We start from the raw sequence: 26,068 nt of genomic DNA, 5'->3' as shown, positions 1-26,068 counted from the left end.
TTGTAGAATAGGGAATTGAGCGGTGAATTTGGTGTTGAAATAGTCGAGCGCGGCGGGTTAAATACCCTCACACAGCGTGTTAATACCACTTTCGGCTTGTGGAATGTGGTTCAGGAGACGGCACCAATGGCGTTGAAGGCGATCACCGCAAACCGGCTGCGCGACGGCGCCGTCGTTTGGCTTGGGCCACAGAACGACTGGGTGGAGCGGATCGAGGCCGCCGCCGCGTACGAGGACGCGCGCGCCGCGCAGGCGCTCGTCATCGCGCAGGAGGACGAGGCGCGCAACATCGTGGTGGCGATCTACACGCTGGAGGTGGAATTGGCGGACGGCGCACCGGTGCCGCTGCGCACCAAGGAGCGCATCCGCGCGCTGGGCCCCAGCGTGCGCGCCGACCTCGGCAAGCAAGCCGACACCCTCGCCCGCGCCGCCTGAGGATTCACACGATGAACTATGTGCAACCGCGCAACCACGCCGGCATCTACCACTACGACGAGCTGGACCGCCGGTTCGTCCAGGAGCGGGTGGAGCAGTTCCGCTTCCAGGTTGAGCGCCGCCTGAGGGGCGAGCTGAGCGAGGATGAGTTCAAGCCGTTGCGGCTGATGAACGGTCTGTACCTCCAACTGCACGCCTACATGCTGCGCATCGCCATCCCGTACGGCACGCTGACCGCGCACCAACTGCGCGGGCTGTCGGCGATCGCGCGGACCTACGACAAGGGCTACGGCCACTTCACCACGCGCCAGAACCTTCAGCTCAACTGGATCAAGATGGAGGACACGCCGGACATCCTGGGCAAGCTGGCCGAGATCGACATGCACGCGATCCAGACCAGCGGCAACTGCGTGCGCAACGTCACCACGGATCAATTTGCCGGCGCCACGCCGGACGAGGTGGTGGACCCGCGCGTCTATGCCGAGATCCTGCGCCAGTGGACGAGCATCCACCCCGAATTCACCTTCCTGCCGCGCAAGTTCAAGATCGCCATCAGCGCCACGACCAACGACCGCGCCGCCGTGCGCATCCACGATGTCGGGCTGGTGGTGAAGAAGAACGCCGAGGGCAAGGTCGGCTTCGAGGTGTACGTCGGCGGCGGTTTGGGCCGCACGCCGTTCATCGGGCCGAAGACCCGCGACTGGCTGGACGAGGAGGATCTGATCGCCTACCTCGAGGCGGTCCTGCGCGTCTACAACCAGGCCGGCCGCCGCGACAACGCCTTCAAGGCGCGCATCAAGATCCTGGTGCACGAGACCAAGCTCGACAAGTTCATCGCCCTGGTCGAGGACGAGTTCGCGCGCATCCGCGGACCGAAGTTCCGCCTCGACCCCGCCATCGTCGAGTCCATCCGCAGCCACTTCGCGCCTCCCCCGTTCGAGGAGCGGGCGCCGGTGTCGGAGGCTTACGCGCGACGCCGTTGCGAGGACGCCGCCTTCGGCGCCTGGACGAAGACCAGCGTGCACGCCCACAAGGCGCCGGGCTACGCCAGCGTCACCATTTCGCTGAAGCCCGCCGGCGGCGTGCCTGGCGACATCTCGTCCGACCAGATGGACGTGGTGGCCGACCTCGCCGACCGCTTCAGCTTCGGCGAGATCCGCGTGACGCACGAGCAGAACCTCGTGTTCGCCCATGTCAAACAGGACGATGTGTTCGCGCTGTGGCAGGCGCTGGCGGCGGTCGGGCTGGCGACGGCCAATGTCGGACTGATCGGCGATATCATCGCCTGTCCGGGGCTGGACTATTGCTCGCTCGCCAACGCCCGTTCGATCCCCATCGCGCAGTCGCTGTCCGACCGCTTCGCCGACCCCGAGCGGCAGGCGGAGATCGGCGACCTCAAGATCAAGATCAGCGGCTGCATCAACGCCTGCGGCCACCACCACGTGGGCGCCATCGGCATCCTGGGCGTGGATAAGAAGGGCGAGGAGTTCTACCAGATCACGCTGGGCGGCAACGCCGAGCTGAACGCCTCCATCGGCGACATCCTCGGCCCGGCGCTGAAGGCCGACGAGGCGGTGGATGCGGTGGAACGCATCGTCGAGCGCTACCTGGAGCGCCGCCAGCCCGGCGAACGCTTCCTCGCCACCCTGGCCCGCATCGGGCAGGCACCTTTCAAGGAGACGGCCTATGCCGCTGATTGAGCAGGGGCGCGCCGTCGCCGACACCTGGGTTTCGCTGGCCGATGACGCGGCGGCGCCCGCTGGGGATTCCGTCGTGGTCAGCTTCGAGCGCTGGCAGGCCGAGCGCGACACGCTGTCGGCGCGCAACGCGCCGCTGGGCGTGCGGTTGCCGAGCAACCTCCCGGCCGGCGCTATCGCAGCGGACCTCGAGCGCTTCGCCTTGGTGGCGGTGGAGTTCCCGAAGTTCCGCGACGGCCGGGGCTTCTCGACGGCGCGCGAGCTGCGCGAACGCTATGGCTACACGGGTGAGATCCGCGCGGTGGGCGACATCATCGCAGACCAGTACCCGCTGCTGGTCCGCTGCGGGGTGAACACGGTGGAGGTGCCGGAGGGCACCGATGTGGAGACCTGGGCGCGGACGCTGAACACGGTGACCATCGCCTATCAGGCGAGCATCGGCGCGGACGAGCCGCTGGGGCTGCTGCGGCGTCGGGTGGTGGCGGCTTAAGTTTCGTCGCCTCTCCCCTCTGGGGAGAGGTCGGCCGGCCCAGCCGGCCGGGTGAGGGGGTTTTCGGGGGACCGGATACGTGCGCTGTGCAAAAACCCCCTCACCCTAACCCTCTCCCCAGAGGGGAGAGGGGATTCGTGCTAATGCACATGCCCGCCCAGATACGCTTCGGCAATCCGCGAATCGTCGCGCAGTTGCTCGGTTGGGCCGGCGAGCACGATGCGGCCGTCCTCCATCACCGCGGCGAAGTCGGCGATGCGCAGCGCCGCGCGGGCGTTCTGCTCGACGATCAGGATCGACACGCCCTCGGCACGGATGCGCTGCACCAGATCGAAGATCAGCGCCACCAGCTTGGGCGCCAAGCCGAGTGACGGCTCATCCAGCAGCAGCAGCTTCGGCCGGCGCATCATGGCGCGGGCGATGCACAGCATCTGCTGCTCACCGCCCGACAGTGAACCGGCGTTCTGCTTCAACCGCTCACCGAGCACCGGGAACAGCGTCAGGATGCGCTCCAACTCGCCCAACCCGACATCGCCGCCGCCCAGCACGAGGTTCTCGCGCACGCTCATGTTGGAGAAGATCTGCCGCCCCTCCGGCGCCTGGAGCAGGCCCATGTCGACGATGCGGTGCGCCGGCAGGTTTTCAATCGGCTGGCCCTGGAAGGTGATGCTCCCCTGGCGCGCGCGGTAGATGCCCGAGATGGCGCGCATCAGCGTCGTCTTGCCGACCCCGTTGGAGCCGAGCACGGCGACGATGGACCCCTCCGGTACCGCGAGGCTGACGCCGTGCAGGATTTCCTGCGGCCCCATGGCGACGTGCAGATCGGCAATCTCAAGCAACGGGGCGGCAAGCAGCGGCGTGCTCATGCGTCCACTCCCAGATAGGCTTCCAACACCGCGGGGTCCTTGCGGATGACCTCCGGCGGGCCGTCGGCGATCTTGCGGCCGGTCGCCAGCACCAGCACGCGCTGGCAGATGCCCATAACCAGGGTCATGTCGTGCTCGACCAGCATGATGGTGAGGCCGCCGCCGTGCAGGCGCTGGATGAAGGATGCCAGCTCGCGCGTCTCGGTGTCGTTGAGGCCGGCGGCCGGCTCGTCGAGGATCAGGAAGCGCGGCTGCATGGCGAGCGCCCGCGCGATCTCCAGGTACTTGCGCCGGCCGTAGGGCAGGTTGGCGGCCAGCTCGTCGGCCACGCTGGTCAGGCCGACCGCTTCCAGCGCCTGCCATGTGCGCTCGCTGATCTCGTCGGCCCGCCGTCCGCCGCCGAACAGCGCGCCGAGCGGCCCCTGCGGCAGGGTGCCGACCGCGCCCACCGACACGTTGTCGAACACCGACATGTTCGGGAAGACGCGCAGGTTCTGGAACGTCCGGCTGATGCCGAGCCGCGCCACTTGGTTGGTGCGCAGGCCGTTGATGGTGTGCCCGGCGAAGCGCACGGTGCCCGACGACAGCGGCGTGAAGCCGGAGATCAGGTTGAACAGCGTCGTCTTGCCGGCCCCGTTCGGGCCGATCAGGCCGACCAGCTCGCCCTCGTCCACGTGCGCGGTCACGTCGTTGACGGCGACCACGCCGCCGAACCGGCGGGTGGCCTTGTCGATGTCCAGGAGGTGCGTCATCGCCAGCCGATCCCGATGCCGTTGTCGGTGCGCCGCCACGCGGCCCCCAGTTGCTGGCGCACGAGCTTGAGCGCCGAGACCTCGCCCAGCAGGCCCCTGGGCAGGAAGAGGATGGACAGGAACATCACCATGCCGACCATGAGATTGCGGAAGTCGCCCATGCCGCGCAGCCCCTCGGGCAGCAGGATCAGCAACAGGGCGCCGATGATGGCGCCTGGCAGGCTGCCGAGCCCGCCCACCACCACCATCGCCAGGATGAGGATGGATTCGGAGAACTTGAAGTCGCCCGGCGAGATGTAGCCGGTCATGTGCGCCCACAGGCTGCCCGCCACGCCGGCGAAGAAGGCCGACAGGGTGAACACCTCCATCTTCAGGCGCACGGTGCGCACGCCCATGGCGTCGGCGCACTGGTCGTCCTCGCGGATCGAGCGCAGCGCGTTGCCGTAGTAGGAATGGCTGAGCCGCGAGATGGCGACCACGCACAGCACCACCACCGCCGCCACCGTGTAGTAGCTGGCGAGCCGGCCCGACAGGCTGATGCCGAACAGCTCCAGCCCCTTGGTGACGATGATGCCGTTGGGGCCTTTGGTGAACTCGACCCAGTTGAGCATCACCAGATAAAGCATCTGCCCGATGGCGAGCGTCGCCACGGCGAAGTAGATGCTGACCAGTCGCATGGTCGGCAGCGCCACCAGGAACGCCACGCCAGCCGCCACCAGCCCGGACAGCGGCAGCGTCCAGGTGAAGCCGAGGCCGAGCTTGCTGGTCAGCAGCGCCGTGGTGTAGGCGCCCACCCCGTAGAACGCCGCGTGGCCCAAATGCAGCAACCCGGCAACGCCGGTCACCAGATGCATGGAGGCGGACAGCAGCACGAAGATCAGCGCCAGATTGGCGATCTGGTAGAAGTACCCGCGGTCAAACGCCGCCAGCACCATCGGCAGCGCGGCGAAGACGATGAGCCCGATCAGCGCCGGGACGAGCCACTCCGGGCGGCGGGGCTTAGACACGCTCACGGCCGGCTCCGAACAGTCCGTTGGGGAAGAAGATCAGCGTCAGGATCAGGAAGCCGTAGGCCACCATGTCCGACCAGCCGGACGAGACGAAGGTGGTCGCCATGCTCTCCGAGACACCGAGGATGAGGGCGCAGATGACGGCACCGGGGATCGACGACAGCCCGCCCATGACCATGGCGACGAACGCCTTGATACCGGGCACGAAGCCCATGGCCGGGAAGATCGCACCATAATACAGCCCGACCAGGATGCCGGCGGCGGCGCCCATCATGGAGCCGACCACGAAGGTCATGATGATGGTGCGGTCGGTGTCGATGCCCACGTACTTCGCACCCAGCGGGTTGTTGGAGACGGCGCGGATGCTCAGGCCGATGCGGGTGCGGGTCAGCAGGTATTGCAGGCCGATCAGCATGGCGGCGGAGACGCCGAAGATGATGAAATCGCCGGTCACCAGGATGACCGGGCCGACGCGCACCGGCGTGTTGATCAGATATTCGAACGGCACCGAGCGCATCTGCGAGCCGAAGACGATCTCCAGCGCCTCGCGCACGACGATGGACACGGCGAGCGAGGAGAGCAGGGTGGACTCGCGCATCGCCCGCGACTTCAGCGACGCTTCGTCGGTGAAGCGGCGGAACGGCTTGAACGCCAACCGCTCCAGCGAGAAACCGGCGAAGGCACCGATGGCGAGGGCGGCGAAGACCACCGCGGCGATGGGCGGCGCGGTTGCGGTGATCAGCACCAGCCCGGCGAAGGCGCCCAGCGTATAGACCTCGCCATGGGCGAAGTTGACGACGTTCAGCACGCCGAAGATCAGCGTGAAGCCGATCGCCATCAGCGCGTACGTCATGCCCAGCGACAGGCCGATGGCGAGCTGCTGGAGGTAGTAGGGGTCGATCATGGGGCTCCACATCAAAGCCCTCCCCCGGCTCCGCCGGGGGAGGGAGGGGACCCAGGCGAAGCCTGGGGAGGGTGGGGGCAGCGGCCTGCCCGAGAATCAACGCCTGCCACTCAGGCCGCTGCCCCCACCCAACCCTCCCCCGCCGGGGGCGGGGGAGGGCACCGAAACACCTTACTCCGTCACCGGCACAAATTGCCCGCCCTTGACTTCGACCTTGGTCAACTCCTTGTTGGCCTCGCGGTCGGCGTCGAAGCTGGTCTTGCCGGTGATGCCGGGGAAGTCCTTGGTCTGCGCCAGCGCGTCGCGCACGCTCTCGCGCGTCACGTTCGGCTGGGCCTTCTCGACCGCCGCCAGCATGATGCGCACCGCATCATAGGCCTGCGCCGGGAACTGGCCGGGCTCGGCGCCGTTCGAGCGCTTCTTCCACTCGGCCACGAACTTCTGCACCGCCGGGTCCGGGTTGGTCGGCAGGAAGTTGGACGTCAGGTGCAGCCCCTCCGCCGCGTCGCCGGCCAGTTCCAGCAGCTTCGGGCTGTAGGCGGCCGAGGTGGAGTAGACCGGCGTCTTGACGCCGAGCTGCTGGAGCTGCTTGAGGAACTGCGCGCCGTCCTCGTAGAAGAAGCCGGTGTAGATGGCGTCGGGCTTGGTGCGCTCGATCTTGCTGATCAGCGAGCGGTAGTCCTTGAGGCCGCGGTTGAAGAACTCGCTGAACGCCACCTTGCCGCCATTGGCCTTCACCGCGTCGGTGTAGCCGCCGACCACCGACTGACCCCAGTCGGTCTGCTCGGCGATCACCGCCACGTTCTTATAGCCCTTGGACGCCATCCACTTGGCGTTGTAGGGGCCTTCTTGCGCCTGGGTGGCGATGTTGCGGAACTGGTACTTGGAGATCTTGGTGTAGTCGGGGTGCGACGCGGTCTGCGACAGCTGCGGCATGCCGGCGTCCTTGTAGACCTGCGCGGCGGCCATCGACACGCCCGAGGTGAAGTCGCCGAGCACGCCGACGATGTCCTTGTCGTCGACGAACTTGCGGGCGATGTTCACGCCTTCCTTGGCGTCGGAGCGGCTGTCTTCGAAGGCGATCTCCACCTTGAACGGCTTGCCGGCGGCCTTGAACTCGTCCAGCGCGATCTCCGCGGCCTTGCGGAAGTCCTGGCCGTACTGGGCGGTGTCGCCGGTCAGCGGCAACTGGTAGCCGAGCTTGACGCTGTCGGCGGCGAAGGCCGAACCGGCCAGACCGATGGCGGCGACGGTGGTGAGGGCGGCAAGGCGAAGGGTCATCGTTGCGGTTCCCTGAGGTCGTTGGCGTTTATTCGGTGGTTTATTTCTCGGAAGCGGGGCCGGGCACCACCTTGAGGCGGCAACACCCCTCGTCGCCGGGCTTCCAGGTCTCGCCCTGGAAGATGAAGCCGGCGGACTCGAACAGGCCGCCGTCGATGGCGCCGGCCATCCGGCACAGCAGCTCCACGTCGGTGTCGTTGCGCCCCTGCGCCTGCCAGGCTTCCTTCAGCGGGCAGCGGTGGAAGTGGATCTCCAGGGCATCGCCGTCGCAGCGCTTGATCTCCGGCGCGAACATCTCGTCGCGGTTCGGAATGCCGTCGAGGAAGGCGTTGCACAGCCCCTCCAGGTCGGCCGGGCCGTGGACGGCGTACTTGACGCCCATCTGTTCACCGAGACGGCGGGTCGACTCGCGGCCGACCTCCAGCGCCGTCTCGACGCCGAAGCGCTCGCGCAGCACGTCGAACATGTGCGCGTAGGCCGCGGCACGCATGGCGAAGGAATTGCGCAGCAGGGTGGGGTAGTCGGGGGCGTCGGTCATCATGCTCTCTCAGATCTCGCGGGAATCGTTCCAGCGGTATTGCAGCAGTTTCAACGGCCCGATGCGTTGCAGCAGGCTGTTGAAGGGCAGCGGCGTCGGTTCGGTGAAGGGCAGCGCCAGTTCGTTCGGATCGCGGCCCGCCGCGGCGGCGGCCAGTTCACGGCCCAGCGAGATCGACAGCGCCACGCCGCGTCCGTTGCAGCCCGCCCAGCCGAAGCCGTTCGGCCCCAGCCGGTGGACGCGCGGGAAATAGTCGGTGGTCATGGCGATGCGGCCGTTCCACACATAGTCGAACGTCAGGCCGTCGAGCTGCGGGAACAACTCCGCCAGCCGCGCGCCGACGATGCGCTTCAGCCGCTCCGGCCCGTTCACCGGGATCAGCAGGGCGCCGCCGGTCACCAGCCGGTTGTCGGCGGTCCAGCGCATGAAGCGCAGATCGCCGTGCGTGTCGGACATCGCCTGCCGGCCGGGAATCACGGTCTTGCGGACGTTGTCGCCCTGCGGTGCCGTCGCCATCTGCCAGGACAGGATCGGCACCACCTCGGTGCGAATCCTCGGGAAGACGCTGGCGGCGTAGCCGTTGGTGCCGAGAATCAGCGCGTCAGCCGTCACCTCGCCGTCCGGCGTGCGCGCTACCCAACGGTCGCCACGACGCTCGACTGACAGGGCGGGGGAGTTGACGAAGATCCGCGCGCCGGCCTCCACCGCCTTGGCGGCCAGCCCGCGCACGAGCGCCAGCGGGTTGATGTGCCCGCCGGTGCGGTTGATCCAGCCGCCGTAATAGGCGTCGGTGCCCAGCAACGCGCTGACCTGCGCGCGGTCCAGCAGTTCCACCGGGGCGCCGCGGCGGCCCCATTGCTCGACGCGGCGTTCGGCGATCTTGATGCGTCCGGGCGAGTGCGCCGGCTGCATCCAGCCGGTCTGCTCGGCCGCGCAGTCGATGCCCAGCCGGCGGACGGTGTCGAACAGGTACGCCGCGCTGTCGCGCACCAGCGCCACGAATCGCTCCCCGGCTTCCGGCCCGAAGCGGGCGACGAGGTCGTCGGGGTCCGGGCGGGTCAGCGTCGGGATCACCTGCCCGTTGTTGCGGCCCGAGGCGCCACGGCCGAGTTCGGACGCCTCCAGCACCACGGCGCGCTTGCCGGCCTCGGCGAGGTGCAGCGCCGCCGACAGGCCGGTGAAGCCGCCGCCGATCACCAGCGCGTCGGCTTCGACCTTATCCTTGAGCGTGGGCAGGGCCGGCGGCGGCGGAGCCGTCGCCTCCCACAGCGAGTTGGGGCGTTCCCAGATGCCGCCGCGTCCGGGGATGTTCTGCGATGTCTCTGCCACGCGCGCCGTCCGATTGGTCCGACCAATTTCCTTCAAGGTCGAACTATGGGACAGAATTGTAGCCTATGCAATTCCCCGGTTCATCATGCACAAACAAGGGCGGTATTCACTGAATTGATTTGTTAAACTGCTCTCGGCAGCACCGTCTCGGCCAGCCGCACCCAATAGCTGGCGCCGATGGGCAGCACCGCGTCGTTGAAGTCGTAATGCGGGCTGTGCAGGTTGCGCCCGCCATCGGACGGCCCGGCGCCGAGCCAGACATAGCACCCCGGCCGCTTTTGCAGCATGAACGCGAAATCCTCCGCCCCCATGCTGGGCATCGGATCGAGGTCGAGCGCCGACTCGCCGACCACGCGGGCCGCCGCTTGGCGGGCCTTTTCCGCGGCGTCGGCGCTGTTGATGGTGGATGGGTAGCGGCGCTCGTAGCGGAACGAGGCCTCCACGCCCATCATGCCGGCAATGGCCGAGGCGACCTCGCGCATGCGGCGCTCGATCATGTCCTGCACCTCGGCACGGAAGCTGCGGGTGGTGCCGCGCAAGGTCGCGCTGGCCGGGATGACGTTCCAGGTGTCGCCGGCATGGAACTGCGTGACGCTGACCACCGCCGCGTCCACCGGGTGGACGTTGCGGCTGGGGATGGTCTGCCACGCGTTGATGATCTGGGTGCCGGCAACGATCACGTCGGTGCCCAGGTGCGGCATGGCGGCGTGCGTTCCCTTGCCGGTCAGGGTCAACTCGAAGATGTCGTAGGACGCCATCATCGGGCCCGAGCGCAGCGCCATACGGCCGACCTCCAGGCCCGGCCAGTTGTGCATGCCGTAGACCTCCTCGACCGGGAACCGTTCGAACAGGCCTTCCTCGACCATGACGCGGCCACCGCCTTCGTTCTCCTCGGCGGGCTGGAAGATGAAGGCGATGGAGCCTTGGAACGTGGGGTTCTCGGCGAGGTGGCGCGCGGCGCCCAGCAGCATCGTGGTGTGGCCGTCGTGCCCGCAGGCGTGCATGCGGCCGGGATTGCGCGAGGCGTGCGGCAGGTTGGTCTGCTCGTCCATGTGCAGCGCGTCCATGTCGGCGCGGAACGCCACCGACGGCCCCTCGCCGTTGCGCAGGATGCCGACCACGCCGGTCTTGGCGAGGCCGCGATGCACCTCCAGCCCGAAGGAGGCCAGCTTCTCGGCGACGACGTCGCTGGTGCGCTGCTCCTCGAAGGCGGCTTCCGGGTGGGCGTGCAGATCGTGCCGCCACGCCGTCATGTCGCCGGTCAGCTTGTCCATGCCCGGCACCGTCTCGACCATTCCCCGCTCTCCCTGGTTTGCGTCAGCCCAGTCAAATATGGGGGCCAATATGGGGCATGATACTTTGGTCGACCACCGCCGCCCAAGCGGGGCAGCCTTGATTGCGGTCAAGGTTCGGGGGGCCGGGCACGGCAATCGTTCGCGCGGGTGATCAAGGCGGAGGGTGACGTGCACGACCTCGTTCAGGACCGTTCCATCGGCGACAATTCCGGGGCGATCCAGATCATGGTGGAGGTGCGGCTGTTCAACAGCCTCGTGCCGCATGGCGGCGGGCATCCCTTCCAGCATCTGAAGCTCCCGGCCGGCAGCACGGTGGGCGACGTGATCCGCCACTTCGGCATCCCGCCCAAGGACGTCTATCTGGTGCTGATCAACGGCCGCGACCCGAGCCCGCGGCTCGGCGACATGGTCAACCAGGACCGCACGCTGGAGGACGGCGACGTGGTGGCGCTGTCCGGCCCGGTGCCGTTTTCCTGGGGGTACGGCGCGCCGGTGGTGTGAGGGTTCAGCCGCCGAAGCGCTCCACCAGGGCGTTCCACAGCACCGGCAGTTCGCGGGCGGACGGATCGTTGGACGGCAGCCGGCGCGCTGCGGTGTGGACCAGCACCAGCTTCGACGCGGGGTCCACAAAAATCACCTGTCCGTACACGCCGCGCAGCGCGAACATCCGCCGTTTGCCCGGCAGCAGCCAGACCTGATAGCCGTAGCCGCTGAAGGGTGTCGCCGTGCCGGGCGCCAAATATTCCTCGCCCGCGTGCACGGTGGTGGCGTCGAGCAGCCAGGAACGAGGGATGATCTGCCGGCCTTGCCACGCCCCGTCGTGCGCCAGCAGCAGGGCGAAGCGGGCATAGTCGCGCAGCACCGCGTTGAAGCAGCAGTAGGCCGCTTCCTGCCCGGTGGAATCGACCACCCAGCTGGCGTCGGCCTCCGCCCCCATGGGCTGCCAGATGCGGGTGCGCAGATAGTCGGCGACCGGCATGCCCACCGCGTTGCGCAGCACGAGGCCGAGGATTTCCGTCTCGATGCTGGCGTAGCGGAAGCGGGTGCCGGGCGGCGCTTCGCGCGTGTTGAACTGCGCCACCGCGGCGGCCGGATCCATCGGCTTCTTGCCGAACAGGGCGCGGCCCATGCGGGCGATGTCGTCGGAGCCGCTGTACTCCTCGCGGAACGCCACGCCGGAGGCCATGTGCAGCAGCGCGCGGATCGGCGTGGCGCCGTACTCCGTGCCGGCAAGGCCGGGCACGTAGGCCGACGCCGGCTCGTCGATGGAGCGGATGGCGCCCTCGGACACGGCGATGCCCATCAGCATGCCGGTGATGGTCTTCGCCATGGACTGCGAGACGAAGCGGTCGCGGTCGGTGCGGCCGTACTGGTAGCGCTCGTCCAGAATGGTGTCGCCCTTGGCGATCAGGAAGCCGGTGACGGGGTGCTCGGCCAGATAGTCCTCGATGCTGCGGTCGCGGTGCTCGTAGCGGTATGTCAGCGTGACGCCGTGCTCCACTCGCTTGAGCGGTGCCGCGACCGGAGCACGCGCCACCGGGTGGCTGTCATAGAGTTGGTCGTAATGGCTGAAGGTGCCCACCAGCACCCGCTGTTCGCGCGAGCCACGGCGCCCGACCGGATAGCCGTCCGTCGCGCCGTAGGCTTCGGCGTCCGGGCCGGTGGGCGAGAAGCTGGGGATGTCCACCGCCGCGGCGCCGAATGCCGCCAAAGACAGAGACGCTGCAACGGAGGCCGCCAGGAGGAACACGCGCATGGCTGGAGCCGCCTCTTCGGACATTCGCGGGTACCAGCGCAGTTTCGGCCATTCGCCGCGGTTTGCAAAGGGCTCAGCCGCCGCCCTTCTGGAACGCCCGGTCGAAGCGCTGCACGAAGGCGCGCACCTCCTCGTCGCCCCAGTCACAAAAGCTCAGCGTCACCCGCATCACCGGAATTTCGAACAGCCCCAACCGGCGCGGCGGCAGGGGTTCCAGCGTGATGGCGACCGTCTCGCCGACGCGCACCACCGCCCCCTCGTCCCGCCACGGCACACCGTCCAGCGCGCCGGGCAGCAGGCGCAGGAACTCCGCGCGGGTCAGCGCCATCTCCTTCACCAGCGGAGCGGTCCTATTGACGAGCGGGCCGGTCATCCCCCGGCGACGGGCGGCCACATCGCCAGCGTGTCGCCGGGCTTGAGCGTCTGCTGCTCCAGCAGGCTCGGCACCACGTAGACGCCGTTGATCAGCACCAAGTGGCACTTCTCGCGCGGCAGGTTCAGCCGCTCGATGATCGACGCCGGGGTGGCGTCGTCGGGCACCTCCAACGCGGCGGCGTTGGCCTTTGCCCCGGCCGGCAGATAGCCGGCCAGGGTGGCGAACAGCTTGACCGTGATGTCCATCGGCCTCCTCGTGTCCAGGTCTCTCATCTTACCTGGGAGTGCGCGACGTAGGCTTCCATGAGCCGGTGCGGGTCTTTCTTCAGCCGCTCCTTCCAGGGGCCGAGCCGGGTCTCGGCCTGGATCAGGCCGCGCAGCACGCCGACGTGCTGCGTCAGGCCGATGGCGGTGCCGCCGACCAGCACGTCGTCCTGGAATTGCAGGCTGAGGTACTTGTAGGCCGCGTGGTCCACCACCTCGACGCTGTCGCCGCCGTCCACCCCGGCCCACAGGCCGAAGGAGCTGGAGATCAGACCCACCGTGTCCAGCACGTTCATCTGCAGGCTGCCGTTGTACTGCACGTTCTGCCCGGCCATGTTCATGGCGGCGATGCGGCCGTGCTCCGACGCGGTCGGCTGGATGGCGTGCACGTCGTGCTCGCGGGTCGAGAAGTCGTAGCCCTGCGCCACGTCGCCGGCGGCGTAGACGTCGTTGACGCTGGTGCGCATGTAGCGGTCCACCAGGATGCCGCGCCCGACCTTGATGTCGCTGTCCTTGAGGAAGTCGGTGTTGGGCGCGACGCCGGCCGCGACCACGACGAGGTGCGCGCCGATGCGCTCGCCGCTGTCCAGTTCGACGTCGATGGTGTCGGACGAGGCCACCGGCTCCTTGCGCTTGAGGAAGCCGAAGATGCCGCGGCTCTTCTCGGCGGTCACCGATTGCAGGCTCTTGATCTTCGTCGAGGTAAGGACGCGGATGCCCTTCGTCTCGCACCATGTGCGAATCATGGTGCCGGCCGTGGAGTTCATCATGCGCGGCACCATGCGGTCGCCCATCTCGACCACCGTCAACTGCACGCCGCGCGCCGCCAGCGCCTCCAGCACGATGCAGCCGATGAAGCCGGCGCCCATCAGCACCACGTGCGCACCCGGCTCGGCCAGACGGGCGATGTTGCGCGAATCCTCCAGCGTCCAGCAATGATGGACGTTCTTCAACTCCAGGCCTGGGATCGGCGGGCGCACGGGGCGGGCGCCGGTGGCGATCAGCAGCCGGTCGTAGCCAATGTGGCCGCCGTCGCGGAACTCGATGCGCTTGTGGTCGGGGTCGAGGCGGGTGGCGACTCCGTGCCGCACCTCGATGCCCAGCGCCGCGTAGTGGCCGGGGGCCTTGCGCAGATAGGTGCCGTCCTCGCCGACCTTGCCGGTCAGCACATAGGGGATGGCCATGCGCGAGTAGGGCGGCTCGTTCTCGCCGCTGATCAGCGTGATGGAGCCGTTGGGATCGGCCTTGCGCAGGGTCTCGGCGGCGACGACGCCCGACGGCCCCGCACCCAGAACGACGTAGTGCATGGAAGTCTCCAAGCTTTGAAAAACCCCTCCCCCGCGAGGGGGGAGGGGCTTCAGGTCACAGCGCCAGACGTTCCAGCGTCTCGTTGGACGGCACGCCGTCCGCCGTCCAGCCGCGGAGCGCGTAGTACTCCGGCAGCATCTTCGGCAGGCCGTTGACCAGACCCTTGGCCGGGCCGGTCTTGGCCGCCTCGGTCAGCAGGCGCTTGGGCAGCGTGTCGTCCTTGGCGGTGAAGCCGGCCGCCAGATTGAACTGGCGCTCCAGCGTCCAGATGCGCTCGCCGGTCTCGACCATGCGCTCCACCGACCAGCCGCCCTCGATGGCCGCGTCCACCTGCGGGGCCACGTCCTGCAAGGTCCAGGCGAAGGAGGTGAAGATGCAGATGCCCGCCGCGTCGAACGCCGCGGTGGCGTCCTGGAAGGCCTTCACCAGACCCGCCTTGCCGTCGGTGGCGAGCGGATCGGTCTTCTCCGGGATGCCCAGGATCTCCGAGGCCACGGTGTAGCTGCGCAGATGGCAGGCGCCGCGGTTGGAGGTGGCGTAGGTGAGGCCCATGCCCTGAATGCCGCGGCTGTCATAGGCCGGGAACTCCTGGCCCTTGACCGACATGGAGAACTCCGGATGGCCGTACTTCTCGCACAAGCGCTTGGAGCCCAGGCCCAGTTCGGCGCCGAAGCCCTCGGCCTTGCCGGTCAGCTCGACCGCCTTGACCAGCGCCTCCGCCGAGCCGAAGCGCAGTTCGAGGCCGCCGGTCTCCTTGGTGGTGATGGCGCCGATCTCGAACAACTCCATCGCCGCCGAGACGGTGGCGCCGAACGAGATCGGGTCCATGCCCTGCTCGTTGCAGATGTAGTTGACGTAGGTCAGCGCCTCGAGGTCGTCGATGCCGGTGTTGGAGCCCAACGCCCACGCCGCCTCGTACTCCAGGCCGCCCGACGCGCCCCAGTACTCGGGCTTGTTGGAGACCGAGAAGTGCCCCTTGTCCATCTGCGAGATGCGACCGCACGCGATGGTGCAGCCGAAGCAGGCAGCGTTGCGGGCGAGGTTCGCCTTGTTGTCGGTCGGCCGCTTCTCGACCATCGCCTCGGCCGAGATCTTGCGCGCGCCCTCGAACTGCACCTCCTGGTGGTTGCGCGTCGGCATGGCGCCGGTCTCGTTGATGACGTTCATCAACACCTGGGTGCCGTAGGCCGGCAGGCCCTGTCCGGTCACCGCGTTGCCGGCGAGCACCGCCTTGCCGGCTTCCGCCGCCTTGAGGAAGGCCGGGAAGTCGCGGATCTTGACGCCCAGCGTGCCGCGGATGGCGACCGCCTTGAGGTTCTTCGAGCCCATGACGGTGCCCACGCCCGACCGGCCGGCGGCGCGGTGCAGGTCGTTGACGATGCAGGCGTACTTGACGCCCTTCTCACCGGCGACGCCGATGGACGACACGCGGATCTGCGGATCCTGGTGCTTGGCCTTGATCGCCTCTTCGGTGTGCCAGACCGTGGTGCCCCACAGGTCGTCGGCGGGCAGCAGCTTGGCCACGCCGTTCTCGATGAAGAGGTAGACGGGCGACGGCGACCGGCCCTCCAGGATGATCATGTCCCAGCCGGCGTTCTTCATCTCGTTGCCGAAGAAGCCGCCGGAGTTCGAGCAGGCGATGGCGCCGGTTAGCGCACCCTTGGTGATGACGGTGTAGCGGCCGCCGGTCGACGCCATGGTGCCGGTCAGCGGCCCGGTGGCGTAGATCAGCTTGTTGTCCGGCGACAGCGGATCGACCTTCGGGTCGATCTCTTCCACCAGATACTTCGTGCCGAGACCACGGGAGCCCAGGTACTTCTGGGCCCACTCCATGTTCAGCGGTTCGCTCTTGGTCGTGCCGGCGGTCAGGTTGACGCGCAGGATCTTACCAGTCCATCCCATCGTCGGGCTCCCTCAATTCGCCGTGGCGGACGTGGTCTTGGAGGCCCAGGCGCGCATCTTGTCGAGCCCGGTCCATTCCGCGTCCACGAAGGTGATGGCCTGCGTCGGGCAGGCCTTGGCGCAGGCGGGATCACCCCCGCACAGGTCGCACTTCATCACCTTGCCGGAAGTGGCGTTGTAATTGATGGTGCCGAAGGGGCAGGAGATCGTGCAGACCTTGCAGCCCACGCACAGCTCGTTGTGGACCTCTTTGGCGCCGGTAGCCAAGTTGACCTTGATGGCGTCCACCGGGCAGGACTGCATGCACCACGCCTCGGCGCACTGCGTGCAGGTGTAGGGGACGAAGCGCGCTTCGGCGTCGAAGGTAAAGACGCGGATGCGCGACTTGGAGGGGTTGAAGACGCCTTCGTTCTCATAAGAACAGGCCATCTCGCATTGCCGACACCCGGTGCATTTACCGGGGTCGATGTTCAGCGAACGCTGCATCGGCGCACTCCTCGGACGGTGAGACCAGTAACCCTAGTGGGCAGTCTCTTTTCCGGCGCGCCTTGTCACGGGCTGGCCGGACGGCTGCCCTTTATCGATGTTTGTGGCGGAAAGCCTATACGCGCAACCAAAGCGCCGCAAGGCGTACAGGGGCATGGAGGGCTCATACTATCGACCAATGGACGGTCCCCTGTTTGCCGCGCGGCCGGCCGCGCCCCAGATAATCGATAGGGCATCCCAGGGAGAGACACGCATGAGCACGCGACGGATGGCGGAGATGATCTCCGACATCAACCCGATGGGCACCGACGGGTTCGAGTTCATCGAGTACACCGCCCCCGACCCCGGCCAGTTCACCGGCCTGTTCGAGAGGATGGGCTTCCGCCCGGTGGCGCGGCACCGTTCGAAGAATGTCACGCTGTGGCGGCAGAACGGCATCAACTTCATCGTCAACGCCGAGCCGGACAGCTTCGCGCAGGCGTTTGCGAAAGTGCACGGCCCCAGCGTCTGCGCCATCGCCTTCCGGGTGGCCGATGCGGCGCACGCCTACAAGCGCGCCTTGTCGCTGGGCGCCCGGCCGGGGCCGAGCACCGCCGGTCCGATGGAACTGAACATTCCCGTCATCCAGGGCATTGGCGGCAGCCTGATCTATTTGGTGGACCGTTACGGCGACCGCAGCATCTACGACGTGGACTTCGAGTTCGCCGAGGATGAGCCGCTGGAACCGCCGGGCGTCGGGCTGCTCTCCATCGACCACCTGACGCACAACGTTCACAAGGGCCGCATGGACGAGTGGGCCGATTTCTACACCAAGCTCTTCAATTTCCGGGAGATCCGCTACTTCGACATCGAAGGCAAGCTGTCCGGTCTCAAGTCGAAGGCGATGACCAGCCCGTGCGGCAAGATCCGCATCCCGATCAACGAATCCGCCGGCCACGGCGGCAAGGACCAGATCGAGGAGTACCTGGACGCCTACAACGGCGAGGGCATCCAGCATGTGGCGCTCAGCACCGGCGACGCCTACGCCACGGTGGAGAAGATGCGCGCGCAGGCCAATGAATTCATGCCGCCGCCGCCCGACACCTATTACGAGATGCTGGCCGAACGCCTGCCCGGCCATGGCGAGGACGTTGCGCGGCTGAAGGCGGACGGGTTGCTGATCGATGGTTCGCCGGGTGGGGGCCTGCTGTTGCAGATCTTCACCAAGACGGTGATCGGCCCGATCTTCTTCGAGGTCATCCAGCGTAAGGGCGACGAGGGCTTCGGCGAAGGCAACTTCCGCGCCCTGTTCGAGAGCATCGAACGCGACCAGATCACGCGGGGGGTGCTGAAGGAGGTGTGACGTACTTCAGCCCCTCGTCCTTCAGCCCGACCCCCGTCAGCTTCCGGGCTCGCGCCTCCGTCATCAGCCACGCCAGCCGGTCTGCCGCGGCTTCATAGCCCAGTCCGTCCGGCGGGTGGATGTTGGAGAGGCAGTTGCGCTCGGCATCCGTGCGGCCCGGCTTCGGGTCCCAGGTCAGATAGACGCCGAGGCTGTCGGCCGCACTCAACCCTGGCCGTTCGCCGATGAGCATGGCCACCATCGCCGCACCCAACCGCGCGCCGACATCGTCGCCGAGCGCCACGCGCGCCTGCCCGGCCAGCACCACCGGGGCGATCCGCCAGCCGGACAGCCGGGCCAGCACGGCCTTCAGCGTCGGCACGGCGTGCGCGTGCACCCCCGTGGCCGACAGCCCGTCGGCGATGACGAACACCGCGTCGTACTCCCCCGGAACCAAAACCGTCGTCGGGTCGAGCCGTCGCCCGAGGTCGGGGCGTTGCAGGTAGGTGGCGCGGTCCGTGGCCTGACTGCGCACCGTCACCACCTCCATGCCATCCAGAGCCGCAGCCATTCCCGCGGCATCGAAGGGCGTGTGCACGGCGTCCCTTGCCCTCGCGTGCGCCAGCTGGAAATCCAGCAGCGCGGCCGTCGGCAACCCGTCGCCGCAGCGCCCCAGCCCGATGCGCGCCCGCGTCGTCCGCCGCAGCGCTGTCCAGGGATCGCTCATGCCGCTTCTCCGCCGAGGAGGCGAAGCAGCGCCGGGCTGGCCGGCGGCAAGTCCTTGATGCGGCCGTCTTCGCTCAGCATCCCCATGCCGTCCAGCCAGGCTTCGAACTCCGGTGCCGGGCGCAGACCCAACGCCGAGCGCAGGTACAGCGCGTCGTGGTACGACGTGCTCTGATAGTTCAGCATCACGTCGTCCGCCCCCGGCACGCCCATGATGAAGTTGACCCCGGCCACGCCCAGCAGCGTGAGCAGGCTGTCCATGTCGTCCTGGTCGGCCTCGGCGTGGTTGGTGTAGCAGACGTCCACCCCCATCGGCAGGCCGAGCAGCTTGCCGCAGAAGTGGTCTTCCAGTCCGGCGCGGGCGATCTGCTTGCCGTCGTACAGGTATTCCGGCCCGATGAAGCCGACCACGCTGTTGACCAGCAGTGGCTGGAACGCCCGCGCCACCGCGTAGGCCCGCGCCTCCAGCGTCTGCTGGTCCACCCCATGGTGCGCGTCCGCGGACAGCGCCGAGCCCTGGCCGGTCTCGAAATACATGACGTTGTCGCCCACCGTGCCGCGCTTCAGCGACAGCGCCGCCTCGCGGCCCTCCTTCAGGATGGCGAGGTCGATGCCGAAAGCATGGTTGGCCGCCTCGGTCCCGGCGATGGACTGGAAGACGAGGTCCACCGGCGCGCCGCGCTCGATGGCGGATATGGTGTTGGTGACGTGCGTCAGCACGCAGCTCTGCGTCGGGATGGCGTAGCGCTGGCGGATGCCGTCCACCAGTTCCAGCAGCGCCATGCAGCCGGGGATGCTGTCGGTCGCGGGGTTGATGCCTATCACCGCGTCGCCGCAGCCCATCAGCAGCCCGTCGAGGATGGCGGCGGCCACGCCCTGCGGGTCGTCGGTAGGGTGGTTGGGCTGGACGCGCACCGACAGCCGGCCGGGCAGGCCCAGACTGTTGCGGAACGCCGTCACCACGCGGATCTTGCGCGCCACCGCGATCAGATCCTGGTTGCGCATGAGCTTGCAGACCGCCGCCGCCATCTCCGGCGTCAGCCCCGGCGCCAGATCGGCCAGCGCCGCCCCATCCGCGGCGTCCGACAGCAGCCAGTCGCGGAACTGCCCGACCGTCATCGACGCCACCGGGGCAAAGGCCGCCGCGTCGTAGCTATCAAGGATCAGGCGCGTCACCGCATCCTTCTCATAGGGAACGGCCGGCTCCTCCAGAATCGCCGTCAGCGGCAGGTCGGCGAGCACCCGGCGGCCGGCGACGCGCCGCTCGTCGCTTTCCGCCGCCAGTCCGGCCAGCGCGTCGCCCGAACGGTGCGGGCTGGCGGCGGCCAGCACCGCCTTGAGGTCGGCGAAGCTGTGGCGGGTGTGGCCGAGCGTGGTGGCGAGCATGCGGTCTCTCCGTCCTGCGGCCACCAGCCTAACGCAACCCGGCGGCCTCGGCAAAGCCGCCCGAGTCGGGCGGAAGGCGCCGCGCACCGGGGGCGCATGCCCATCGGTGCAGGTTACAATCCGGTGGCGGAACCGCGTCGGCGCCCCCATATCGTTGAGAGTTGCGCCGCTTGGTTGCGGAATACTGGTTTCCCGACTTTCTTGCGGGCTATAGTTCTTCCGTGAGGCAATCCTCCGTCACGTGGGTCCATTGGAGTGCTCCTGTGAGCAGAACGGTAATAATAGTCGATGACAGCAAGCTGTCCCGTATGCATTTGCGTGGAATTGTTCTGCGCCATCGTCCCGATTGGACGGTCAGGGAGGCGGGAAGTGGCGATGAGCTTTTCAAGGAACTGGCCGAAAGTTCTATCCAGATCGCCATAATAGACTACAACATGCCGGGCATGAACGGCCTGGACGTCGCCGCAGAGTTGCGCCGCCGCCTGCCCGACGTTCACATCGCCATGGTCACCGCGAACGCCCAGGATTCGGTGGTCGTCGGCATCCGCGAGTTGCACGCCGCCTTCCTGCCGAAGCCGGTGGACGAGGAGCAGGTGGCGCGGTTTCTCGCCTCCACGCTGCTGCCGCGCCGGCCCAGCGCACCGTCCTGACGCGCGGCGCCCCCGCCCGCACAAGATCCCTGGCAACAAGATTACCGGCCGAACGCCGGACACTGAGGACCATCGTTCCATGGCTCTTGTGAAGAAGACGCAGATCGCCAAGCCCGGCGCCGTTCCCGCAGCGGTCAAGGCGCCCCCGGTCATCGAGGACGTTGCCGCCGACGCCGCGGGCGAGGCGCAGAAGCGCCGCGTGCGCGCCACCTCCCGGCGGCGCAAGGCGGCCGAAGGCATCGCCGCGGCGTCCGCCCAGCTGGCCGGCGGCGTCGCCCAGGCGGCGGCGGCGGCGGAGCAGCTGCGCAAGTCCATGGGGCAGGTCTCGGCCAGTGCCGAGGAGGCGGCCTCCGCCACCCAGCAGTCGCAGCGCGCCATCAACCGTTCGGCCGAGCAGGTCACCCGCGCCCGCGCCAACGCCGAGACCTCCATCGTCAAGATCGAGGCTTTGGACACGCTGATCGGTGGCCTCAGCACGCGCATCCTCGCCTCGCTGAACGCCATCGTCCGCGCCGGGGAGCGGCAGGAAGGCGCCGTGGTTCTGGTCGGGCAGCTGGAGCGTCAGGCCCTGGAGATCGGCGACATCGTCCAGGGCGTGGCGCGCATCGCCGACCAGACCAACCTTCTGGCGCTGAACGCCGCCATCGAGGCGGCGCGGGCCGGCGACGCCGGCCGGGGCTTCGCGGTGGTTGCCGACGAGGTGCAGGCGCTGGCCGAGCGCTCGGAGCGCTGCACGCGCGACATCCAGTCGCTGGTGGCGCAGATCCAGCAGGCGGTGGGCTCCATCGCCGAGGGGATCGTCGGTTCCGCCAACGCCGCCAAGGCCGAGGTGGAGCGCGGCCGGCAGGTGGCCGGGCAGCTTGAGCGCGTGCGCACGGACATGGCCGCGGTGTTGCGCGGCAGCCAGGAAACCGTCAAGGCCGCCATCGAGGCCGAACAGGCCGTCCGCGAGGCGCAACGCGGCGCCGAGACCATCGCCGCCGCCGCCGAGGAACAGTCGGCCGCCGCCGACGAGGCGCTGAAGACCGTCGGCCAGCAGGCCGAGGCGCTGAACCAAAGCGAGACCGCCGCGTCCCAGCTGTCGGAGATCGCCGACGAGCTGACCGGCAGCACCGACGTGCGCCGCAGCGCCGAGGAGGTGGCGTCCGCCGCCGAGGAACTGTCCGCCGCCATCGAGGAGATCAACCGCGCCGCCGCGCAGATCACCATTGCCATCTCCCAGATCTCCCGCGCTGCGGAGTCGCAGTCGGCGGCGACGCAGCAGTCCTCCTCCGCCATCGCCGAGATCGAGGCGGGCGCCAAGCTGGGCGTCAGCCGCGCCACCGACGCGCTGGAGCGCAGCCGCTCCATGGCCGCACTGATGGGTGAGATGCGGGAGTCGGTGACCAAGCTGGCGGCCGGCGTCACCCAGACCGTTGAGGCCGGCCGCGAGAGCGCCGCGCAGATCGGCGATCTGGAACTGGCGGCGCGGCGCATCGACAAGATCGTCGACGCCATCACCGTCATCGGCATCCAGACCAGCATGCTGGCGGTCACCGGCTCGGTCGAGGCGGCGCGCGCCGGGGAGTTCGGGCGCGGCTTTAACGTCGTGGCTTCGGATATCCGCAACCTGGCGCAGGACGCCTCCGACAACGCCGACAGGGTGAAGGATCTGGTCCGGGGCATCCAGGACCAAGTGGCGCGCGTGCGCCGCGACGTCGAAGAGATCGCCGCCGCCTCCCTGGCCGAGGCCGCCCGCCACAAGGAATTCGCCGCCAACCTCGTCACCGCGACCGACGAGCTGGGCGTCATCGTCGAAGGCAGCCGCGAGATCCTGTCCAGCGCCGAGGAGATGATGGGTGCCGTGCAGGAGACGCAGCGCGGCGTCGAGCAGATCGCCACCGGCGCCTCCGAGGCCAACATGGCCGCCGGCGAAGCTGCCAAGGCCGCGCGCGAGCAGGCCAAGGGCGCTGAGGAACTGGCCGCCGCCATCGAGGAGATCGCCATGATGGCCGACGAGTTGCAGGGCGCTGCGTGATGGCGCCCCGCGCTCCGCGCAGGAAGGCAGGGGCTGCCCCGGTGGACGGCGCGGACGGTGGGGCCGCAACCCGCTTCGTCACGCTGCGCGTCGGCGAGGCGGCGCTGGCGTTGCCGCTGGTCGATGTGATGGAGATCGTCCGTCGCCCCGACATCGTCCGCATCCCCCTGAGCCCGCCGAGCCTGGAGGGCTTGGCCCGGCGGCACGGCGCGGTCCTGCCGGTGATCGCGCTGCGCAGCATCCTGGGCCTTCCGGCAATCGCGCCGGACGCCGCCGCCCGCGTGGTGGTGGTCAACCATCGCGGCCAGCCGGTCGGCCTGGCCGTGGACCGCGTCGAGGGCATTCTCACCGTCGAGGGCGGGCGCATCGACCGCGACGCCGATGGGACCGGGGTGGATGCGGCGCTGATAGCCGGCGTGATCCGCGACCCCAAGGGCGATGCCGCCGCCATCCTTGACGCCGGGCCGCTGATCGAGCGGCAGTTCGCCGAGCTGGTGAAACCCGCCGAGGGACCGGCGGCAGGGCCTGACGCGACGGCCGCCGTGGCGGTTGCGGCGCAGGCGCCCACCGTGGGGCTGGTGTCGTTCGCCGTCGCCGGACAGGAGTTCGCGCTGCCCATCGCCAACGTCGAGCGCATCGTGCCCTTGCCCGACCGCGTATCGCGCATGCCTAAGGCGCGCGCCCACCTGCTGGGCGTCATGGCGGTGGCCGACGGACTGCTGCCGCTGGTCGGTCTGCGCGAACTGTTCGGCCTCGGCGGCGATCCCGTGGACGGCGGCCGGGTGGTGGTCGTGCGCCTGGGCGACGGTGCGCAGGTCGGGTTGGCGGTGGACGGCGTGCGCGAGATCCTGCGCGTCGATCCGGCGCTGGTCGCCCCGGTTCCCGCCATCCTGGCGCGCGAGGCCGAGTTCGAGGACATCCAGTCCATCGTCCGCCTGGACGAGGGCAAGCGGCTGGTGTCGGTGCTGTCGGCCGGGCGCATGCTGGCGCACGCGGCCGAGGCGGCGGCGGCGCCCGGCCATCACAACGGGGAGGCTTCCATGGCCGGGCAGGGCGCGGAGCAGACCGCGGGCGGCGCCGACGAGCTGTTCGTCGTCTTCCGCCTGGGCGAGGCGGAGTACGGCCTGCCGGTCTCCACCGTTCAGGAGATCCAGCGACGGCCGGAAAAGCTGTCGCCGCTCCCCAAGGCGCCGGAGTTCGTCGTCGGGCTGGTGAACCTGCGCGGCAGCGCGCTGCCGGTGGTGGATCTGCGCCGCATCCTGCGTTTGGGCGCGGTCGCGCGCGACGACCGTCAGCGTGTCGTCGTGCTGGCCGTGCGCGAGTTCCGCGCCGGTCTGGTCGTCGACGCTACCAGTGGCGTTCTGCGCATCCCCCCATCCTCCATCGAGCCGGCGCCCACCGTGTCGGAGGCGCAGCGCCAGCTCATCGGCCGTGTCGCCCACCTCGACAAGCGCATGGTGCTGCTGCTGGAGGTCGAAGCCCTGTTCGATATGGAGCAGCTCGCGGCACTGCTCGAAGCCGCCTGAGGCGTCCTCCATGAAAGTGCTCGTTGTGGACGATTCGGCGCTGATGCGCCGCCAGCTCTCCGACATCCTGACGGGCGCCGGGCTCGCCGTGGAAACGGCGCGCAACGGTGCCGAGGCGCTGGAGTTGCTGGCATCCTTCCAGCCCGACGTGGTGACGCTGGACATCACCATGCCGGAGATGGACGGGATCGCCTGCCTCAAGCGCATCATGGCCGAGAACCCGCGGCCGGTGGTGATGATCTCGGCGCTGACCGAGGCCGGGGCCGAGGCCAGCATGGAGGCGCTGCGCCTGGGCGCCGTGGATGTCGTGCACAAGGTGGGCGTCGGCGGTGTCGGCCTGCGCCGCATGTCCGACGAACTGGTGCGCATCGTCCGCGGGGCGGCGGGCGCCAAGCTGCGCCGCGCACACGGCCTGCGCAAACGCCTGGAGCGCACACGCGCCAGCATCATCGGCGACGCGGTGCTGCCCGAACCGCTGGAGGCGCCGGGGGCCGCGGCGTCCGACGCATCCGGCCCCGGCGTGGTGCTGATCGGCGTCTCGACCGGCGGCCCAAGCACGCTGGAAGAGATCCTGCCGAACCTGCCGCAGGGATTCCCCTGGCCGGTGGTGGTGGCGCAGCACATGCCGCCGACCTTCACCGCCACGCTGGCGCACCGGCTGAACGACATCTGCCCGTTGACCGTCGTCGAGGCGGCGCAGGCCATGGCGCTGGAGCCCGGCACCGTCTACATCGCCCGCGGCGGCGCCGACGTGGTGCTGAGCCGGCGCGGCGGCGCACTGATGGTTATGCCGGTGCCGCCGGACGAGGCGCGCCCCTGGCACCCGAACGTGGATCGGCTGGTGGAAAGCGCGTCGCAGCACGTGGAGGCCGGCCGGCTGGTCGGCGTGCTGCTGACCGGCATGGGCGTGGACGGCGCAGCCGCCATGGCCGAGATGCACGGGCGCGGCGGTCGCACCATCGCGGAATCGGAGGCGAGCGCCGTGGTCTTCGGCATGCCCGCCGAGCTGATCCGCCGCCAGGGTGCCGACGCCGTGCTGCCGGCCGAACAGATCGCAACGCAACTCATCCGCTGGGTCCGCCCGGCGGGGCGGGATGAAGGAAACAGAAGGAATCGGCAAAAGCCGATAGGGAGCGATGCATGGGACTGATTAAGGCCAAGAAGGACCCGGCCGCGGACGCGCCGTCGTCCGGCGATCCGCTGGTGCTGATCGACAGCGCCGACCCGGCCGACCGGCGGCGGGCGGCGCACCAGCTGTCGTCGCGGCCAAGCGCCGCGGCGATGCTCTGTGCCCGGCTGGCGCACGAGGATGATTTGAGCGTGCGCGAAGCGATCCTCACGGCGCTGGTGCGCGGCGGTGCCCCGGAGGCGGTGTCCGGCCTGTTGCCCTTCCTGGAGAGCGAGGACGCCGGCCTGCGCAACGCCGTCATCGAGACGGTGCAGCAGATGCCGGCCGACCTCGTCATGCCGCACATGGACGCGCTGCTGGCGCACGAGGATTCGGACGTGCGCATCTTCACGGTGCAACTCGTCGCCAAGCTGCCACACCCCGAGCGCATCGCCCGCCTGACCGCGGTGCTGGAGCGCGAGCCGCACGTCAACGTCTGCCTCGCCGCAGTGGAGGGGGTGGTGGAGGCCGGGCGGCCGGACGCGCTGCCGGCGCTCGACCGGTTGAAGGAGCGCTTCCCGGACGACCCCGTCGTCGCCTTCTCGGTCGAGGCGGCGCACCGCCGCTTCGCCCAGGGCTGACGCGT

26 protein-coding genes are annotated in these 26,068 nt (G+C 68.9%); 10 read left to right on the top strand and 16 right to left on the bottom strand.

From position 1 onward, the window contains the following. The first annotated feature begins 126 nt into the window (after positions 1-126). Genes ACSVDD_RS18360 through ACSVDD_RS18350 form a run of 3 tightly spaced genes read left to right on the top strand, consistent with a single transcriptional unit; the run spans position 127 to position 2,622 of the window. Positions 127-435, top strand: a complete 309-nt coding sequence (locus ACSVDD_RS18360) for a DUF2849 domain-containing protein (RefSeq protein WP_448190825.1) — start codon at positions 127-129, stop codon at positions 433-435. A gap of 11 nt (positions 436-446) precedes the next feature. Then, positions 447-2,135: a nitrite/sulfite reductase gene (locus ACSVDD_RS18355; protein ID WP_448190824.1), complete on the top strand. Its 1,689-nt coding sequence runs from the start codon at positions 447-449 to the stop codon at positions 2,133-2,135. Beyond that, entirely contained in the window at positions 2,122-2,622 is a 501-nt protein-coding gene (locus ACSVDD_RS18350; protein ID WP_448190823.1) for a DUF934 domain-containing protein, read from the top strand. Before ACSVDD_RS18355 ends, ACSVDD_RS18350 begins: the two co-directional genes overlap by 14 nt. 140 nt (positions 2,623-2,762) lie before the next feature. Here ACSVDD_RS18350 and ACSVDD_RS18345 read toward each other — a convergent pair whose 3' ends face one another. The 8 genes from ACSVDD_RS18345 to ACSVDD_RS18310 form a co-directional block, all read right to left on the bottom strand. Then, complete coding sequence (locus tag ACSVDD_RS18345; protein ID WP_448190822.1) at positions 2,763-3,488, bottom strand: ABC transporter ATP-binding protein; 726 nt, start codon at positions 3,486-3,488, stop codon at positions 2,763-2,765. Beyond that, complete coding sequence (locus tag ACSVDD_RS18340; protein WP_448190821.1) at positions 3,485-4,240, bottom strand: ABC transporter ATP-binding protein; 756 nt, start codon at positions 4,238-4,240, stop codon at positions 3,485-3,487. The genes ACSVDD_RS18345 and ACSVDD_RS18340 overlap by 4 nt, the downstream gene beginning before the upstream one ends. Continuing rightward, positions 4,237-5,253, bottom strand: coding sequence for a branched-chain amino acid ABC transporter permease (locus tag ACSVDD_RS18335; protein ID WP_448190820.1), 1,017 nt, complete (start codon positions 5,251-5,253; stop codon positions 4,237-4,239). The genes ACSVDD_RS18340 and ACSVDD_RS18335 overlap by 4 nt, the downstream gene beginning before the upstream one ends. Then, positions 5,240-6,166 (bottom strand): branched-chain amino acid ABC transporter permease, encoded by a 927-nt coding sequence (locus tag ACSVDD_RS18330; protein WP_448190819.1) that lies wholly within the window; start codon positions 6,164-6,166, stop codon positions 5,240-5,242. The genes ACSVDD_RS18335 and ACSVDD_RS18330 overlap by 14 nt, the downstream gene beginning before the upstream one ends. A gap of 159 nt (positions 6,167-6,325) precedes the next feature. Further along, on the bottom strand, positions 6,326-7,435 hold the full coding sequence (locus ACSVDD_RS18325; protein WP_448190818.1) for an ABC transporter substrate-binding protein: 1,110 nt from the start codon (positions 7,433-7,435) through the stop codon (positions 6,326-6,328). A 40-nt stretch (positions 7,436-7,475) separates the two neighbouring features. Then, the gene (locus ACSVDD_RS18320; protein ID WP_448190817.1) at positions 7,476-7,976 is read right to left on the bottom strand and encodes an L-2-amino-thiazoline-4-carboxylic acid hydrolase; all 501 of its coding nucleotides are present in this window, start codon (positions 7,974-7,976) and stop codon (positions 7,476-7,478) included. A 6-nt stretch (positions 7,977-7,982) separates the two neighbouring features. Beyond that, positions 7,983-9,302: an NAD(P)/FAD-dependent oxidoreductase gene (locus ACSVDD_RS18315; RefSeq protein ID WP_448190816.1), complete on the bottom strand. Its 1,320-nt coding sequence runs from the start codon at positions 9,300-9,302 to the stop codon at positions 7,983-7,985. Between the two features lie 122 nt (positions 9,303-9,424). Then, positions 9,425-10,597: a M20 aminoacylase family protein gene (locus tag ACSVDD_RS18310; RefSeq protein ID WP_448190815.1), complete on the bottom strand. Its 1,173-nt coding sequence runs from the start codon at positions 10,595-10,597 to the stop codon at positions 9,425-9,427. Positions 10,598-10,765: 168 nt separating this feature from the next. Here ACSVDD_RS18310 and ACSVDD_RS18305 point away from each other — a divergent pair, with 168 nt between their 5' ends. Beyond that, positions 10,766-11,098: a MoaD/ThiS family protein gene (locus ACSVDD_RS18305; RefSeq protein WP_448190814.1), complete on the top strand. Its 333-nt coding sequence runs from the start codon at positions 10,766-10,768 to the stop codon at positions 11,096-11,098. A 4-nt stretch (positions 11,099-11,102) separates the two neighbouring features. Here the strand turns inward: ACSVDD_RS18305 and ACSVDD_RS18300 are convergent, their stop codons facing one another. The 6 genes from ACSVDD_RS18300 to ACSVDD_RS18275 form a co-directional block, all read right to left on the bottom strand. Continuing rightward, a complete protein-coding gene (locus ACSVDD_RS18300; protein ID WP_448190813.1) occupies positions 11,103-12,353 on the bottom strand; it encodes a serine hydrolase domain-containing protein in 1,251 nt (416 codons plus the stop codon). Between the two features lie 73 nt (positions 12,354-12,426). After that, positions 12,427-12,726, bottom strand: coding sequence for a hypothetical protein (locus tag ACSVDD_RS18295; RefSeq protein ID WP_448190812.1), 300 nt, complete (start codon positions 12,724-12,726; stop codon positions 12,427-12,429). Then, positions 12,723-12,974, bottom strand: a complete 252-nt coding sequence (locus ACSVDD_RS18290) for a MoaD/ThiS family protein (protein WP_448190811.1) — start codon at positions 12,972-12,974, stop codon at positions 12,723-12,725. Before ACSVDD_RS18290 ends, ACSVDD_RS18295 begins: the two co-directional genes overlap by 4 nt. Before the next feature lie 23 nt (positions 12,975-12,997). Continuing rightward, on the bottom strand, positions 12,998-14,299 hold the full coding sequence (locus tag ACSVDD_RS18285) for an NAD(P)/FAD-dependent oxidoreductase (RefSeq protein ID WP_448190810.1): 1,302 nt from the start codon (positions 14,297-14,299) through the stop codon (positions 12,998-13,000). Positions 14,300-14,354: 55 nt separating this feature from the next. Continuing rightward, positions 14,355-16,202: an aldehyde ferredoxin oxidoreductase family protein gene (locus tag ACSVDD_RS18280; protein WP_448190809.1), complete on the bottom strand. Its 1,848-nt coding sequence runs from the start codon at positions 16,200-16,202 to the stop codon at positions 14,355-14,357. 12 nt (positions 16,203-16,214) lie between these two features. After that, positions 16,215-16,688 (bottom strand): 4Fe-4S dicluster domain-containing protein, encoded by a 474-nt coding sequence (locus tag ACSVDD_RS18275; RefSeq protein ID WP_448190808.1) that lies wholly within the window; start codon positions 16,686-16,688, stop codon positions 16,215-16,217. 253 nt (positions 16,689-16,941) lie between these two features. Here ACSVDD_RS18275 and hppD point away from each other — a divergent pair, with 253 nt between their 5' ends. Beyond that, positions 16,942-18,030, top strand: a complete 1,089-nt coding sequence (gene hppD, locus ACSVDD_RS18270) for a 4-hydroxyphenylpyruvate dioxygenase (protein WP_448190807.1) — start codon at positions 16,942-16,944, stop codon at positions 18,028-18,030. On the opposite strand, the gene eutC is transcribed toward hppD, so the two are convergent. Both eutC and ACSVDD_RS18260 read right to left on the bottom strand, forming a co-directional pair. After that, positions 18,002-18,736: an ethanolamine ammonia-lyase subunit EutC gene (gene eutC, locus ACSVDD_RS18265; RefSeq protein WP_448190806.1), complete on the bottom strand. Its 735-nt coding sequence runs from the start codon at positions 18,734-18,736 to the stop codon at positions 18,002-18,004. The genes hppD and eutC overlap by 29 nt on opposite strands. Beyond that, positions 18,733-20,121: an ethanolamine ammonia-lyase subunit EutB gene (locus tag ACSVDD_RS18260; RefSeq protein ID WP_448190805.1), complete on the bottom strand. Its 1,389-nt coding sequence runs from the start codon at positions 20,119-20,121 to the stop codon at positions 18,733-18,735. Before ACSVDD_RS18260 ends, eutC begins: the two co-directional genes overlap by 4 nt. A gap of 221 nt (positions 20,122-20,342) precedes the next feature. Between ACSVDD_RS18260 and ACSVDD_RS18255 the strand changes: the two genes are divergently transcribed. From ACSVDD_RS18255 to ACSVDD_RS18235, 5 genes are all read left to right on the top strand, one after another. Then, positions 20,343-20,771 (top strand): response regulator transcription factor, encoded by a 429-nt coding sequence (locus ACSVDD_RS18255; protein ID WP_448190876.1) that lies wholly within the window; start codon positions 20,343-20,345, stop codon positions 20,769-20,771. 79 nt (positions 20,772-20,850) lie between these two features. Then, entirely contained in the window at positions 20,851-22,788 is a 1,938-nt protein-coding gene (locus tag ACSVDD_RS18250) for a methyl-accepting chemotaxis protein (RefSeq protein ID WP_448190804.1), read from the top strand. After that, entirely contained in the window at positions 22,788-24,314 is a 1,527-nt protein-coding gene (locus ACSVDD_RS18245) for a chemotaxis protein CheW (protein ID WP_448190803.1), read from the top strand. The genes ACSVDD_RS18250 and ACSVDD_RS18245 overlap by 1 nt, the downstream gene beginning before the upstream one ends. A gap of 10 nt (positions 24,315-24,324) precedes the next feature. After that, positions 24,325-25,464 (top strand): chemotaxis-specific protein-glutamate methyltransferase CheB, encoded by a 1,140-nt coding sequence (cheB, locus tag ACSVDD_RS18240; RefSeq protein ID WP_448190802.1) that lies wholly within the window; start codon positions 24,325-24,327, stop codon positions 25,462-25,464. Continuing rightward, entirely contained in the window at positions 25,455-26,063 is a 609-nt protein-coding gene (locus ACSVDD_RS18235; protein WP_448190801.1) for a HEAT repeat domain-containing protein, read from the top strand. The genes cheB and ACSVDD_RS18235 overlap by 10 nt, the downstream gene beginning before the upstream one ends. The last annotated feature ends 5 nt before the right edge of the window (positions 26,064-26,068 follow it).

Source organism: Azospirillum terrae (assembly GCF_053470425.1).
Note: the sequence above shows the minus strand (reverse complement) of the source record. Positions and strands in the feature narration are given on the sequence as shown.

Coding starts and splice junctions, on each gene's coding strand:
- ACSVDD_RS18360 (WP_448190825.1), top strand. CDS start 127: ATGGCGTTGAAGGCGATCACCGCAAACCGGCTGCGCGACGGCGCCGTC.
- ACSVDD_RS18355 (WP_448190824.1), top strand. CDS start 447: ATGAACTATGTGCAACCGCGCAACCACGCCGGCATCTACCACTACGAC.
- ACSVDD_RS18350 (WP_448190823.1), top strand. CDS start 2,122: ATGCCGCTGATTGAGCAGGGGCGCGCCGTCGCCGACACCTGGGTTTCG.
- ACSVDD_RS18345 (WP_448190822.1), bottom strand. CDS start 3,488: ATGAGCACGCCGCTGCTTGCCGCCCCGTTGCTTGAGATTGCCGATCTG.
- ACSVDD_RS18340 (WP_448190821.1), bottom strand. CDS start 4,240: ATGACGCACCTCCTGGACATCGACAAGGCCACCCGCCGGTTCGGCGGC.
- ACSVDD_RS18330 (WP_448190819.1), bottom strand. CDS start 6,166: ATGTGGAGCCCCATGATCGACCCCTACTACCTCCAGCAGCTCGCCATC.
- ACSVDD_RS18325 (WP_448190818.1), bottom strand. CDS start 7,435: ATGACCCTTCGCCTTGCCGCCCTCACCACCGTCGCCGCCATCGGTCTG.
- ACSVDD_RS18320 (WP_448190817.1), bottom strand. CDS start 7,976: ATGATGACCGACGCCCCCGACTACCCCACCCTGCTGCGCAATTCCTTC.
- ACSVDD_RS18310 (WP_448190815.1), bottom strand. CDS start 10,597: ATGGTCGAGACGGTGCCGGGCATGGACAAGCTGACCGGCGACATGACG.
- ACSVDD_RS18300 (WP_448190813.1), bottom strand. CDS start 12,353: ATGCGCGTGTTCCTCCTGGCGGCCTCCGTTGCAGCGTCTCTGTCTTTG.
- ACSVDD_RS18295 (WP_448190812.1), bottom strand. CDS start 12,726: ATGACCGGCCCGCTCGTCAATAGGACCGCTCCGCTGGTGAAGGAGATG.
- ACSVDD_RS18290 (WP_448190811.1), bottom strand. CDS start 12,974: ATGGACATCACGGTCAAGCTGTTCGCCACCCTGGCCGGCTATCTGCCG.
- ACSVDD_RS18285 (WP_448190810.1), bottom strand. CDS start 14,299: ATGCACTACGTCGTTCTGGGTGCGGGGCCGTCGGGCGTCGTCGCCGCC.
- ACSVDD_RS18280 (WP_448190809.1), bottom strand. CDS start 16,202: ATGGGATGGACTGGTAAGATCCTGCGCGTCAACCTGACCGCCGGCACG.
- ACSVDD_RS18275 (WP_448190808.1), bottom strand. CDS start 16,688: ATGCAGCGTTCGCTGAACATCGACCCCGGTAAATGCACCGGGTGTCGG.
- hppD (WP_448190807.1), top strand. CDS start 16,942: ATGAGCACGCGACGGATGGCGGAGATGATCTCCGACATCAACCCGATG.
- eutC (WP_448190806.1), bottom strand. CDS start 18,736: ATGAGCGATCCCTGGACAGCGCTGCGGCGGACGACGCGGGCGCGCATC.
- ACSVDD_RS18260 (WP_448190805.1), bottom strand. CDS start 20,121: ATGCTCGCCACCACGCTCGGCCACACCCGCCACAGCTTCGCCGACCTC.
- ACSVDD_RS18250 (WP_448190804.1), top strand. CDS start 20,851: ATGGCTCTTGTGAAGAAGACGCAGATCGCCAAGCCCGGCGCCGTTCCC.
- ACSVDD_RS18245 (WP_448190803.1), top strand. CDS start 22,788: ATGGCGCCCCGCGCTCCGCGCAGGAAGGCAGGGGCTGCCCCGGTGGAC.
- cheB (WP_448190802.1), top strand. CDS start 24,325: ATGAAAGTGCTCGTTGTGGACGATTCGGCGCTGATGCGCCGCCAGCTC.
- ACSVDD_RS18235 (WP_448190801.1), top strand. CDS start 25,455: ATGGGACTGATTAAGGCCAAGAAGGACCCGGCCGCGGACGCGCCGTCG.